This window comes from Flavobacterium sp. PL002 (assembly GCF_054165825.1).
Genome location: NZ_CM135110.1, coordinates 1,540,915 through 1,553,932, shown reverse-complemented (window position 1 = coordinate 1,553,932; position 13,018 = coordinate 1,540,915). Strand labels below are relative to the sequence as shown.

Annotated in this window: 11 protein-coding genes; 5 read left to right on the top strand and 6 right to left on the bottom strand. The window is 34.8% G+C overall.

Translation table 11 applies throughout. The features are described from left to right. Positions 1-156: 156 nt before the first annotated feature. From ACVEGE_RS06780 to ACVEGE_RS06760, 5 genes are all read left to right on the top strand, one after another. Positions 157-579: a hypothetical protein gene (locus tag ACVEGE_RS06780; RefSeq protein ID WP_192500809.1), complete on the top strand. Its 423-nt coding sequence runs from the start codon at positions 157-159 to the stop codon at positions 577-579. Between the two features lie 101 nt (positions 580-680). After that, the gene (locus tag ACVEGE_RS06775; protein ID WP_192500808.1) at positions 681-1,100 is read left to right on the top strand and encodes a hypothetical protein; all 420 of its coding nucleotides are present in this window, start codon (positions 681-683) and stop codon (positions 1,098-1,100) included. A gap of 156 nt (positions 1,101-1,256) precedes the next feature. After that, the gene (locus tag ACVEGE_RS06770; RefSeq protein WP_173855422.1) at positions 1,257-2,339 is read left to right on the top strand and encodes an efflux RND transporter periplasmic adaptor subunit; all 1,083 of its coding nucleotides are present in this window, start codon (positions 1,257-1,259) and stop codon (positions 2,337-2,339) included. Between the two features lie 21 nt (positions 2,340-2,360). Then, the gene (locus tag ACVEGE_RS06765; protein WP_173855423.1) at positions 2,361-5,606 is read left to right on the top strand and encodes an efflux RND transporter permease subunit; all 3,246 of its coding nucleotides are present in this window, start codon (positions 2,361-2,363) and stop codon (positions 5,604-5,606) included. Then, complete coding sequence (locus tag ACVEGE_RS06760) at positions 5,599-7,050, top strand: TolC family protein (protein ID WP_192500807.1); 1,452 nt, start codon at positions 5,599-5,601, stop codon at positions 7,048-7,050. Before ACVEGE_RS06765 ends, ACVEGE_RS06760 begins: the two co-directional genes overlap by 8 nt. Positions 7,051-7,153: 103 nt before the next feature. Here the strand turns inward: ACVEGE_RS06760 and ACVEGE_RS06755 are convergent, their stop codons facing one another. From ACVEGE_RS06755 to hemH, 6 genes are all read right to left on the bottom strand, one after another. Further along, a complete protein-coding gene (locus ACVEGE_RS06755; RefSeq protein ID WP_173855425.1) occupies positions 7,154-7,555 on the bottom strand; it encodes a hypothetical protein in 402 nt (133 codons plus the stop codon). A gap of 179 nt (positions 7,556-7,734) precedes the next feature. Then, on the bottom strand, positions 7,735-8,517 hold the full coding sequence (locus ACVEGE_RS06750) for an enoyl-CoA hydratase/isomerase family protein (protein ID WP_173851626.1): 783 nt from the start codon (positions 8,515-8,517) through the stop codon (positions 7,735-7,737). Between the two features lie 9 nt (positions 8,518-8,526). After that, a complete protein-coding gene (locus ACVEGE_RS06745) occupies positions 8,527-9,939 on the bottom strand; it encodes an ATP-binding protein (protein WP_173851628.1) in 1,413 nt (470 codons plus the stop codon). 127 nt (positions 9,940-10,066) lie between these two features. Beyond that, positions 10,067-10,627 (bottom strand): CopD family protein, encoded by a 561-nt coding sequence (locus ACVEGE_RS06740; RefSeq protein ID WP_192500806.1) that lies wholly within the window; start codon positions 10,625-10,627, stop codon positions 10,067-10,069. Beyond that, positions 10,611-11,969, bottom strand: a complete 1,359-nt coding sequence (locus ACVEGE_RS06735) for an MATE family efflux transporter (RefSeq protein ID WP_173851631.1) — start codon at positions 11,967-11,969, stop codon at positions 10,611-10,613. The genes ACVEGE_RS06740 and ACVEGE_RS06735 overlap by 17 nt, the downstream gene beginning before the upstream one ends. Further along, entirely contained in the window at positions 11,970-13,001 is a 1,032-nt protein-coding gene (gene hemH / locus ACVEGE_RS06730; protein ID WP_173855428.1) for a ferrochelatase, read from the bottom strand. Positions 13,002-13,018 lie beyond the last annotated feature (17 nt).

Below are 13,018 nucleotides of genomic sequence, written 5' to 3'. Positions count from 1 at the left end.
AAAGACCAGTACGAGGTAGTCTGCTGATTTTATCAGTTAGAATGAATTCGAAATGCAATAGTGATTCTCGACTCCACTTGAACTGACAAATTAGACTTTTTTATAAATAGTATTAGTTTGGATTTTTACGTGTTTAAAACTAAAAAAAGGCTAATAATGAAATTTAGTTTACTACTGTTTTTAATGTTTACTATTTTAATTTCATTTAGTTCACAAAAAAAAATTCAAAACTTTAATGTAACAAGTTATAAAAAAGTAAATAGCGATTACCAATATGGTGGGGAGAAATTAAAATTCAAAGAGAATGTTTATACTCCAATTTTAACTGTGGTATATAGTAATGAAAAACTGGTTTCCTTATTGCTGTTTAAGTCCGAAGGTGGTATAAATTATAGCGCTAAATATTTAGATGCAGACACTGTTTTTAAAAAACTACTAAACATTCCAGATATAAGAACCGTTGCAATTTATAAACAAATCATTGAAGATAATAAGGTAAAGTATCCCATTTCTGGGATTAATAAAGATGCTGTTTTTTCAATTAGAAACGATAGTTTGTTCATTTATAATAAATTATGATTTTTAGTCGAAAAGTACTATGGTTTGTCTCGACTAAAAATCTAAATAAAAATATAATCAGTATATAGTTTTAATTGTAAATGTTTAAGTTTGCAATTCTAATGAAAAAAGGAATAAAACATATCATCCTATTATGTCTAATGTTGTTCTTTAGCTACGGACAAGTATTTGCGAATACTCTTGCGATAGCTTCTCGAACGACTTCATTAGTTAACGCTTCAAATGCTGAAACCTCTTGCAAATTAGAGTTGGGTATTCATTCTCATATATCAATTCCGTTAAAAGAATTTTATAGAAAAAAAGCAATTGTTGTTGACAATGAAGAAGAGAGTTTTGAAAATACTTTTTATAAAAAAAGTGTAAACAAAACTAGTTTTATTACTTCTTGCTTTAATCAAGAAAGTACAAAATATTCCCTTTATTATTTCAATAAAACTTTGTCTTTAAACAAAGTTTTCTCTCATTACTTACCGTCATACAATTCTTCATTGTATGTTTTATTTGAGGTTTTTCGTATTTGATTTAAATTTTTTTTAAGCACATTTTAGGTGCTTGTTTACCGGCTATTTTCTGCTCATTTTTTTATAATGATTTAGAAAGTACGGTCTACTATGTAGTTTTTTTGGACTACAATTTAAAAAATCATCATACCATACGTTTAAAAACTTAAAATTATCATGAAAAAAAACGCAATTTTCATTGGTCTTATGGCCGCGTTGTGCACTATTGGTTGTAACTCACATAAGGAAGAAAAAAAGGAAGAGCGCACTTTTAAAGTTACGCAACCTATTGCAATGGATACGACTATCGTTAAAGAATATGTTTGCCAAATTCACTCCATACGCCACATTGAATTACGAGCAATGGAAAAAGGATACCTTCAAAACATTACGGTAGATGAAGGTCAAAAAGTCAACAAAGGACAGCACATGTTTGGAATTATGCCTACTATTTATGAAGCAGAATTACAAAAAGCAAAAGCAGAGGGGAACGCTGCTCAAATTGAATATAAAAACACTAAGCTTTTAGCTGACAGCAACGTAGTTTCGCCTAATGAGTTAGCACTTTCTAAAGCCAGATTCAATAAAGCAAATGCCGAAATAAGTCTTGCGGCTACTCATCTTGGATTTACAGATATTAGAGCTCCTTTTAGTGGGGTAATTGACCATTTACATGTAAGAGAAGGAAGCATGCTAGACGAAGGAGAGTTATTAACAACACTTTCTGACAATAGTAAAATGTGGGTATACTTCAATGTTCCTGAAGCTGAATATCTCAATTATATAGTTACTGTTGATAAAACAAAAAAACAAAAAGTGAATTTGCTGATGGCAAATAACTTAAAATTTAATCAACCTGGAATCGTTGAGACAATAGAAGGGGAATTCAATAATGAAACTGGAAACATCGCTTTTAGAGCCACTTTTAATAATCCAGATAGTATTTTAAGACATGGTGAAACAGGAACCATTTTAATGACTATTCCTTTAAAAAATGTGTTGATTATTCCTCAAAAAACAACTTTTGAAGTGCTGAATAAACGCTACGTTTTTGTTATAGACAAAAATAATATTGTTCAACAAAGAGAAATTACTATTGGTCAGACTCTAGAGAACTTATTTGTAATTACAAAAGGGTTGGATGTTAATGATAAAATTTTGCTTGACGGAATCCGCTTGGTAAAAGACAAGGATAAAATTAAATACAATCTTGAAAATCCTCAAAAAGTATTGGCTAGTCTTGATGTTTACGCTGAGTAAGAATCCTAAAAAAATAATAAAATGTTTAAAAAATTTATAGAAAGACCGGTACTAGCGATCGTTATTTCAGTCATTATAGTATTTACGGGATTGCTTGCCATTAAACAACTGCCTATATCGCAGTTTCCGCAAATAGCACCCACAACAGTAAATATATTTATAGCTTATCCGGGTTCAAGTTCGGATGTATTAGTGAAATCAACTTTAATTCCGTTAGAAACGGCCATAAACGGAGTCCAAGGAATGCGTTACATCGCTTCAGATGCTACTAGTGCAGGAGAAGGAACTTTACGTATTGTTTTTGAGCCAGGAACAGACCCTAATGATGCCGTAGTAAGGGTCAAAACAAGAGTCGATCAAGTAATGCCTTTATTGCCTGACTTGGTACAACGGGAAGGTGTTGTAATTACACCCGTGCAACCAAGTATGTTGATGTATGTGAATTTGTACGGTAAGGATAAAGGAATGGATGAAAAGTTCCTTTACAATTATGCTTACACTAAGATGATTCCTGAAATTCAACGTGTAAAAGGTATTGCCAGTGCGCAAATTCTGGGGAGTCGTAAATATGCGATGCGTATTTGGTTAAAACCAGATAGAATGCGTGCGTATAAAATCTCTGCTGAAGAAGTAATGGAGGCCATGCAGGAACAAAGTATACTTGCGAGACCGGGAAGAATAGGACAAAGTTCTGGGAAAAAATCACAAGCTTTAGAATATGTTTTAACTTATAGAGATAGGTATAGCGAACCAGAAGAATATAGAAATGTAATAATCAAATCCAATTCAGAAGGGGAGATGATTAAACTAGGTGACATCGCCGATGTGGAGCTTGGAAGTGAATTTTATGATATCTACTCTAATCTTGACGGTAAACCTTCCGCTTCGATAGTTTTAAAACAAACTTTTGGAAGTAATGGTAGCGACGTAATTAAGGATGTAAAAGAAAAATTAAACGAGTTAGAGAAAGGGCTTCCGCCGGGAGTAGAGTATAAAATTAGTTATGATGTCTCTAATTTCTTGAATGCCTCTATCGATCAAGTAATAGATACTTTGCGAGATGCCTTTGTATTAGTAGCTATAGTTGTTTTCCTATTCTTAGGTGATTGGCGCTCTACATTGATTCCTATTATTGCGGTTCCTGTTTCCTTGATTGGGGCATTTTTTATCATGCAAATGTTTGGGTTGTCAATCAACTTAATTACACTGTTTGCCTTAGTATTAGCCATTGGTATTGTTGTTGATAATGCCATTGTCGTCGTCGAGGCAGTCCATTTAAAAATGGAGGAAGATGAAAATATCACACCCTTCAAGGCTTCTCAAGAAGTATTAGGAGAAATAGGTGGTGCCATCATTGCAATTACAATGGTAATGGTTTCTGTTTTTATTCCCATATCGTTTATGTCTGGTCCAGTAGGGGTGTTCTATAGACAGTTTTCTATCACAATGGCTGGTTCTATTATTATTTCGGCAATTGTAGCCTTGACTCTTACTCCTGTATTGTGTGCAATGTTGTTGAAAAATCATCATGGTCATCCTAGAAAGAAAACACCTATTAACCGATTTATCGACTGGTTCAATGGTGGTTTCGAAAAAATTACGGGACGTTACGTTAGTTTACTAAAGTACATTGTCAATAGAAGGGTCATCACATTCGGGATATTAATTGTGTTTTGTTTTGGAACATTTGTAACTAATAAAATATTGCCTGCAGGATTTATTCCTAGCGAGGATCAAGGGATGATTTATGCAATTATTCAAACGCCTCCTGGAGCAACGCTAGAGCGCACAAATGAAGTTGCTACACGATTGCAAGCTATTTGTGAAAAGATTGATGGTGTGGCTTCTGTTTCCTCTCTAGCGGGTTATGAGATCATGACTGAAGGACGTGGATCTAATGCGGGTACTTGTTTGATTAACTTAAAACCATGGGATGAAAGAAGTCATTCGGTTCATGAAATCATGGAAGAATTAGAAGAGAAAACAAAGAACCTGGGTGCCGTTGTTGAATATTTTGAACCACCTGCAGTTCCTGGTTTTGGATCATCTGGGGGGTTTTCTTTGCGTTTATTAGATAAAACAAACGGAACTGATTACCAAGAATTTCAAAGAGTAAACAATAACTTTTTAGCTGAGCTTGGTAAGAGAAAAGAATTGTCTGGAGTTTTTACTTTTTACTCTGCAAATTACCCACAATATAAATTAGATATCGATAACAAAGCAGCAATGCAAAAAGGAGTTTCTATTGGTAAAGCAATGGAAAATTTAAACATCTTGATTGGTAGTACCTACGAACAAGGGTATATTAAATACGGACGTTTCTTTAAAGTGTATACACAAGCTGCTCCTGAGTATCGCAAGCTCCCATCAGATTTAGAGCAATTGTATGTTAAAAACGAAGCCGGTGAAATGGTGCCCTATTCGTCATTTATGAAGATGGAAAAAACGTTGGGGCCTAATGAGATTACAAGATACAACTTGTACAATTCGGCTGCCATACGTGGATTACCCGCTAAAGGATATACGAGTGCTGATGCTATTAATGCCATTAAAGAAGTAGCGCATGTTAAACTACCTAGAGGGTACGATATTGCCTGGGAAGGACTGTCTTATGATGAAGCCAATCGTGGTAATGATGCCTTGTACGTTTTTGGTATTGTTTTAATATTCGTGTACTTGGTACTAGCAGCTCAGTATGAAAGTTTCTTATTGCCATTTGCGGTACTGCTTTCATTGCCTGTAGGAGTCTTTGGTTCTTTTGCATTACTACAATTAATGGGACTGTCTAATGATGTTTATGCACAAATTGGAGTTATTATGCTTGTGGGTCTGCTTGGTAAAAATGCCGTGTTGATTGTTGAGGTTGCTGTGCAAAAACGTAGGCAAGGAATGAGCATTCTAGATGCTGCTATTGAAGGGGCTAGATTACGATTTAGACCTATCTTAATGACGTCTTTTGCTTTTATCGCAGGATTGATTCCGTTAGTAATGGCTTCTGGTGCAGGAGCAATTGGTAATAGAACTATTGGTGGTTCGGCTATGGGAGGTATGTTTATGGGAACACTCTTTGGTGTGATTATTATTCCAGGATTATACTATGTGTTTGCTAAAATGGCCGATGGTCGTGGATTAATTAAAAACGAAAATTTCGAACCAGCTTCAGAGGAATTTATGCACAACAGTGAAAACGAAAGTAAGATTAGTCTTAAGTTGAAAGCATTGAATAAACAAATGAAAAAATTAATGAAAAGAGAAGATAATGAATAGATCAATTTTCAAATTTATAAAAACAAGGTCAGTTTTAATACTGGCCTTACCCTTCATGGTATTGCAAAGTTGTGTGCCTAAAAGAGAAATACGTAATAAAAAAACGGGATTACCGGAGTATTTTAATGATGTAGTTTCTAATGACAGCATTAACTCAGCTAATATGAAATGGAAAGAGTTTTTCAATGATACTAATTTGAATGCTTTGATAGATACTGCCTTAGTCAACAATCAAGAGCTGAATATTATGTTGCAGCAAGTGGATATGGCAAAGAACGAAATTCAGGCTAGAAAAGGAGAATATTTACCATCTGTAGGTATTGCCGCAGCTGCTGAGGTTGAAAAAGTAGGGAGGTACACTAGTCAAGGTGCTAGCGATGCAAATACCAAGGTTAAAGGGGATCAAGAATTTCCCGAAGCTTTACCTAATTACAGCATTGGCGCATTTGCAACTTGGGAAGTTGACGTTTGGAAAAAATTGAGAAATTCAAAAAAAGCAGCGGCTATGGAATATCTTTCTTCAGTTGAAGGAAAGAATTTTATGGTTACCAATTTGATTGCTGAAATAGCTGATTCCTATTATGAACTGCAAGAATTAGATAACAAATTACTAATCATAAAACAAAATTTAGAACTACAAAACAATGGTTTAAAAACAATCCGACTTCAAAAAATAGCTGCAAAAGCAACAGAACTTGGAGTGCAAAGATTGGAAGCTGAGGTTTATAAAAATACAGGTGAATTATATGCCGTTAAGCAAGAAGTTGTAGAAGTTGAGAATAAACTGAACTTTTTAATTGGTAGAACACCACAGCACATTATTAGGGAATCAATGCATTTTATTGACAAGCAAATAGATACTTTGTATGTTGGTGTTCCTTCGCAATTATTAATAAACAGACCAGATATAAGAAAAGCCGAGTATGAATTAAGTGCCGCTAAATTAGATACTAAAGTAGCAAAAGCTAATTTTTATCCTTCTTTAACATTGCGAGCTGGTGTGGGTGTAGAGGCCTTTAAATTAAAATACATTACTACAACACCAGAATCGTTGTTGTATACTATTGCTGGAGATGTTGTAGCGCCTTTAATTAACAGGAATGCAATAAAAGCTGCTTACTATAATGCTAATGATATGCAGCTTCAAGCTATTTTTGATTACGAAAAAACAGTTTTGAATGCCCATGTTGAGGTGCTGAACGGAATGTCTAAAATTGAAAACTTAAAACAAATTTACGGACAAAAAGAAAAGCAAGTTACTGCGTTAACTAACTCCATAAAAATCACCAACACACTTTTTAAAGCTGCAAGAGCAGATTATATGGAGGTTTTGTTGACTCAAAGAGATGCCTTAGAAGCAAAACTAGATTTGGTTGAAGCTAAAAAGCAACAATTGATGGCGAGAGTAAATATGTATAAGTCATTAGGAGGAGGATGGAATTAGTAGCCAGCCTATAAAGTTTGATAGTCTTTATAATTCCTTTTTAAGGAGTAAAGCCACTCCATAAGAGTGGCTTTACTTTTATATGATATAAAGAAACGGCATGTTAAATAATCCCTTTTTCTTTCATTTCGATAATTACATCCGAAGCACTTTTAAAAGTAGGTGCTTGCTCAATAATACTACCCACTCTTTTTTTGTTTAATTTAAATGTGATATCATTTTCTGTGGTAAACAATAATGCGGTTAAAAAGGGGTTGTTCATGTAAGGGAACAAAATAGCATAGGCCTCATCAAGACTATGAAAACTCTCAATTTCCTCTGTCTTGTATTTCGCTGATAGTGAAAGGGTAAATCCGCCTTCTTCCAGCAAAACGGGTCTTATGTAGATGTTTTTCAATTCGGTGTCACCTATGGTCTTCGCCAAAGTTAATTTGGCATAAGTTCCGTTTTGAATACTTTGTTTTACGCTTTCCCAAAAAAGGGCAAATACTGGCTCGTATGACATGAATGTAGTTTAAAGGTTTATTTTCTTTAGATAGAAAGATGCAAAATTAAGTTTTGTTCGTTAAAAGCAATGTTTATTATTAGAAAATTTTCAAATAACAAGAAATCCGTAGCTTGAAGACGAATCATCTATCAGGCTACGGATTTTTATATTTACTAAAATTGTAGTTTTTTAAAAGCTTATTCTCCTGGGAAAACTGCTTTTCTTTTTTCTAAAAATGCAGTAGTTCCTTCTTTAAAATCGTCAGTTCCAAAACATTTTCCAAAAGATTTTATCTCGGTATCAAAACCATTTTCTCCTTCTTTGTAATTGGCATTTACTGCATTAATCGCCATGCTGATGGCTACTGGAGAGTTTTTCATGATTTTTTGAGCCATAGCAGTACAAAAATCAATAAGCTCTACTTGAGGGACCACATGATTGACTAAACCAGTTCTGTGCGCTTCTTGAGCATTTACCATTCCAGCAGTCATGATCATTTCCATAGCGCGTCCTTTACCCACTAATTGTGGCAAACGTTGTGTACCTCCATATCCAGGAATTACCCCTAGAGAAACTTCTGGAAGTCCCATTTTAGCATTGTCTGATGCTACTCTAATATGACAAGCCATGGCAAGTTCTAATCCGCCTCCAAGTGCAAATCCGTTTACGGCTGCAATTACGGGAATCTTTAATTTCTCGACAAAATTAAATAAGGAATCTTGTCCGTGTGCGGCTAGTTGTACTCCTTCTTCAACGGAGAAGTTAGAGAACTCAGCGATATCAGCTCCGGCAACAAATGCTTTTTCGCCACTACCAGTAAGGATTACTACTCTTGTTTGTTTGTCTTTTGCAACAGTTTCAAACGCCAAGTGCAATTCTTCAATAGTTGCTTTGTTTAAAGCATTCAATTTTGTTGGACGATTAATCGTTATTGTTGTAATGCTATTATCAGTAGCGATAAGAATGTTTTCGTAAGTCATGATATTTATTTATGAGTTAATTATAGGAAGAGAAACGGTAAATTTTGTTCCTTTTCCAAATTCAGTTTCAAAGGTAATTGTTCCTTTATAATTTTCGATAATGTTTTTTATGATCCCTAATCCAAGGCCCATTCCGCTGCTTTTTGTAGTAAACTTAGGTTCGAATATACGACTTATATCTTGAGGTTTTACCCCCACGCCGTTGTCTTCTACAGAAATTAGCACATTATTATCTTGTTTTTTTACCGTTACAGCAACTTTTTTATTTCGACCTTCAGGAATAGATTGAATGGCATTTTTAACCAAATTTGTAATAATTCGGATCAGTTGTGTTCGGTCTATTTTCGAAATAATTTCGGGAGATTCTTTTTCGAAAACAATGTGTTCTTCATTGAAAATATCCAGCGTCAGTTCAACAACTTCTACCACATTTAGTGTTTCGTTTTGCTGTGCTGGCATCGATGCAAAGTTAGAAAAAGCTGAAGCCACCGCATTCATCGTGTCAATTTGCTGAATCAAGGTCTCCGAGTAATCCTTCATCTTTTGAATGATATTGGGGTCTTCGGGACTAAATCTTCGTTGGAAACTTTGAACCGTCAAACGCATTGGCGTAAGCGGATTCTTGATTTCATGTGCTACTTGTTTCGCCATTTCGCGCCAAGCTTCTTCTCTTTCACTTTGGGCTAGCTTTACGGCACTTATTTCCAGCTCGTCTACCATTCGATTATAAGCAGCAATCAATAAGTTAATTTCTTTACTGCTGGCTTCGAGGACGATTTTCTTGTTTTTTTGATTAAAACTGGTCTCGTTTAAACGGTCGGATATTGTTTTTAAAGACTTCGTGATATAAGATGATAAAAAGTATGCTATAGCAAAAGCGACTATTAACATAAATGAATATACTTGTCCCAAACGAATAAGAAAGTTGTTTAGCTCTTTGTCATAGAAACCATCGTCTTCCAGGTAAGGCAGGTTTAAAACACCTAAAGGTTTGAACTTATCATCTTTGATTTGGGTGTAAGAGGAGCGGTTTTTTACTCCGTTTACGGTTTTAATATCTACGTAACGTTTTTCTATAGAAGAGCGTACGAGTTTTAAAATGTATTTAGGTATAGGTGGGGCCGCTTTATCAACAGAAAAATTTTCTTTTGATGATTTTAAAAGCACTCCGTCAAGATTATAAATATTGATTTCAATATTGTGAATGTGTGCTAGCTCGTGAATTTTATCCTTGAAAATTAAATCTAAATTATCAGTGGTTAAGGGGTAGGTAGTAGTAGAAAGCACATAATTAATATGTTCTTTTACCGCATTCTCCTTGCGTTCTAAACGTTCTTGATGGTATTCTTTTGCTTCGGTTTTAAATTGAATGATCGAGATAGAAGCCAGTAATACTGAGGCTAGAATTATCAGTACGATCATCGAAAGAAATATTCGGATGCGCAGCGATAGCATTGATAATTTAAAACCTTTTAGCATTTTATATAGTTGTCTGTATTCTGTTATGAGTTTTTAGTTGCGCCATTCAGTTTTGATTATAAGTTTGGAACTACTGATTATTGTTCTTTTCTCGTATTCTTTTATAGAATTTAAAGCCCAACATAATGATGACCGAGAACGAGATGATGCCTATTACTCCATAAATCCAGTTGAAGGCATCTTTTAACACGACTAAAAAAACTACCGAAAATAAAATTATTGTAGCTCCTTCATTCCACAATCTCATGAAGTTAGTAGTATAATTTACTTTGTTTTCCTGCAATTGCTTAAAAATTTGGTGGCATTTAGCATGATATAAATACAATGCAAATACGAAGCCAAGTTTTACTTGCATCCAAGGTGTTTGCAGCCATGCACTCCCTCTTGCTGTAAAAAATATCATCCAAAAGGCAAAGATGCTCGCCAATATTGCCGACGGCCAAGTAATAATATACCATAATCGATACGTCATGATTTTATACTGTTTTTGAAGTATCTCTTTTTCAGGCGATGGTTTACTGGCAGCTTCGATTTGGTAAACAAAAAGTCTAACGATGTAGAATAATCCTGCAAACCAGGTGATTACAAATATTAGATGTAATGATTTGAGGTAGTCATAATATTGATCCATCAGGGTGTTTTGTTAGTTTGGTGTTCATTTCTTTTTTTAAGAAATAAGCAGTGATCATTGTTGATAAAACATCGGCAATTGGGAAAGAAACCCAAACGCCAAAAATACCGAAAAAATTTGGTAGAATAAGTACTAGCGGAATTAAGAAAAAACCTTGTTTGCTTAAAGTCAAGAATAATGCTTTTTTTGCTTTCCCAGCTGCTTGAAAATAAGCAGCGCCTATTAACTGGATAGCAATAATGGGAGAAGCCGCAAAAACCCATCTCAGGGCATTGGGAGTTTCAGCAATAACTTGTGGGTCTGTGGTAAAAACAGCGACAATAGGTTTTGCAAAAAATAGAATAAAGACAAATATAAAAGCAGCTAAAAGAGCCGCATACTTAATCGATATTTGGATGCTTTCCTTTACTCTTTCAAAATTGTTTGATCCATAGTTGTAACCAGCAATAGGGATAAATCCTTGGGTGATTCCAAGAACTGGAAATAAAGCAAACATTAACATGCGACTTATGATTCCGTAGACTGCTAAGGAATGTTCTCCTCCATAAGTATACAGTGTATGATTTAGAATAATAGAAAGAATACTTATTACGCCTTGTCTCGAAAAAGTAACAAAACTCAATGTCGTAATCTCTTTTATTATGGGGAAATGAAATTTAAAATGCCTTGATTTTAACTTTAGTTCGCTTTTGTATCTAAAAAACCAAAAAACAAAAACAAAACACATAAAATAGGATATAGAAGTTGCTAATGCAGCTCCAAACATCCCTAAATTCATTATTTTTATAAACACAACATCTAATATAATGTTGACAAATGCCGGAATAATCATGGCATACATGGCAAATTTTGCTTTCCCTTCGGCACGTATAATGTTGTTTCCCATCATGCAAAGCGCTAAAAAAGGGACGGATAATATGATGGGAAAAAAGAATTCGGTTGCTGGCTTAACAATGGCACCTTTAGCGCCAAAAAGCAATAACATGTCTTCACTAAAAAACATGCCTAGTAGTACAAACACAGATGCCATTAAAAAGGTCATCATAATTTGATTGGCAAAAGTGAACAAGGCTTTCTCTTTGTCATTTGCTCCTAGCGCACGTGAAAGCACAGAGCCACCACCCACTCCTATTGCCATTCCTAATGAGGAGATGAAAAAGGTGATGGGCAGGACAACGGTTACTGCCGCAATGGCTAAAGAACCAATCCATTGACCAACAAATATGGTGTCAATTAAAATATTAACCGACATAAATAAAATTCCCACCGATGCTGGAACTGCTTGTTTTATCAAGAGTTTTTTAATGTCTTGGGTTCCTAGTTCCTCTGCACTAACCGCCATTTAGTAAGCTAACTTTTGAGATATCGCCCAGCTATTAATCCAGTTACTTGCTGTTGTACACCACTCATCGCCGTCATTCAAACATGGAATTGCTTTAAATTCTTCACCGCCGTGAGCTTTGAATTCATGGTTGGCTTCCATTGCAATCTCTTCAAGTGTTTCTAAACAGTCAGATACAAATGCAGGAGTGACTACAGCTAGTTTTTTGATTCCTTTTTCAGGCATTTTATTTACTTCAACATCAGTGTATGGTGTTAACCATTTATCACCCGCTAAACGTGATTGAAATGTTTGGCTGTATTTTTCTTCTGGAATTCCTAATAATTTCACCACTTGCTTTGTAGTTTCATAACATTGATGACGGTAGCAAAACTCATGTGCTGGTGATGGAGTGTTACAACAAGAACCATCAATTTTACAGTGCGATTTTGTTACATCTGTTTTACGAATGTGTCGCTCTGGGATTCCGTGATAAGAAAATAACAAATGATCATAATCAAAACCTTCTAAATGTCCTTTTATAGAATCGGCTAAGTTTTTAAGATAATCGGGTTTGTTGTAAAAAGCAGGAACCGAAGTAAATTTCATTTCTGGAAAATGCTTTTTACGCAATTCCTCAGCTAAAACTAATATAGTTGTCGTTGATGCCATAGCATGCTGTGGATACAACGGGAAAAGTAGTACTTCAGTAACTCCTTTGTCTCTTAGTTCTTGTAATCCTGCTAGTATAGACGGGTTTCCATAACGCATAGCTAGGGAAACGGGTATCTCAACTTGTTTTTTTACTTTTTCATGCATTCTTTTTGAAATCACTACTAATGGTGAACCTTCATCCCACCATATTTTTGCGTAAGCGGCAGCTGATTTTTTAGGTCTTGTTTGCAATATAATTCCGCGAACAAGCAATGCTCTTAATAGAAAAGGAACGTCAATAACGTATTTATCCATTAAAAATTCGTCTAAATACGGTTTAACATCTTTGGGAGTTGGACTTTCAGGAGAACCAAGATTTACTAATAATACACCTTTCATATAGATTTTAATTTTTT

Bases quoted from the DNA above. Each gene is read 5' to 3' on its own strand.
- ACVEGE_RS06750 (WP_173851626.1), bottom strand. From the start codon at position 8,517: ATGACTTACGAAAACATTCTTATCGCTACTGATAATAGCATTACAACA.
- ACVEGE_RS06735 (WP_173851631.1), bottom strand. From the start codon at position 11,969: ATGGCGGTTAGTGCAGAGGAACTAGGAACCCAAGACATTAAAAAACTC.
- ACVEGE_RS06755 (WP_173855425.1), bottom strand. From the start codon at position 7,555: ATGTCATACGAGCCAGTATTTGCCCTTTTTTGGGAAAGCGTAAAACAA.
- ACVEGE_RS06745 (WP_173851628.1), bottom strand. From the start codon at position 9,939: ATGATCGTACTGATAATTCTAGCCTCAGTATTACTGGCTTCTATCTCG.
- hemH (WP_173855428.1), bottom strand. From the start codon at position 13,001: ATGAAAGGTGTATTATTAGTAAATCTTGGTTCTCCTGAAAGTCCAACT.
- ACVEGE_RS06760 (WP_192500807.1), top strand. From the start codon at position 5,599: ATGAATAGATCAATTTTCAAATTTATAAAAACAAGGTCAGTTTTAATA.
- ACVEGE_RS06740 (WP_192500806.1), bottom strand. From the start codon at position 10,627: ATGGATCAATATTATGACTACCTCAAATCATTACATCTAATATTTGTA.
- ACVEGE_RS06765 (WP_173855423.1), top strand. From the start codon at position 2,361: ATGTTTAAAAAATTTATAGAAAGACCGGTACTAGCGATCGTTATTTCA.
- ACVEGE_RS06780 (WP_192500809.1), top strand. From the start codon at position 157: ATGAAATTTAGTTTACTACTGTTTTTAATGTTTACTATTTTAATTTCA.
- ACVEGE_RS06770 (WP_173855422.1), top strand. From the start codon at position 1,257: ATGAAAAAAAACGCAATTTTCATTGGTCTTATGGCCGCGTTGTGCACT.
- ACVEGE_RS06775 (WP_192500808.1), top strand. From the start codon at position 681: ATGAAAAAAGGAATAAAACATATCATCCTATTATGTCTAATGTTGTTC.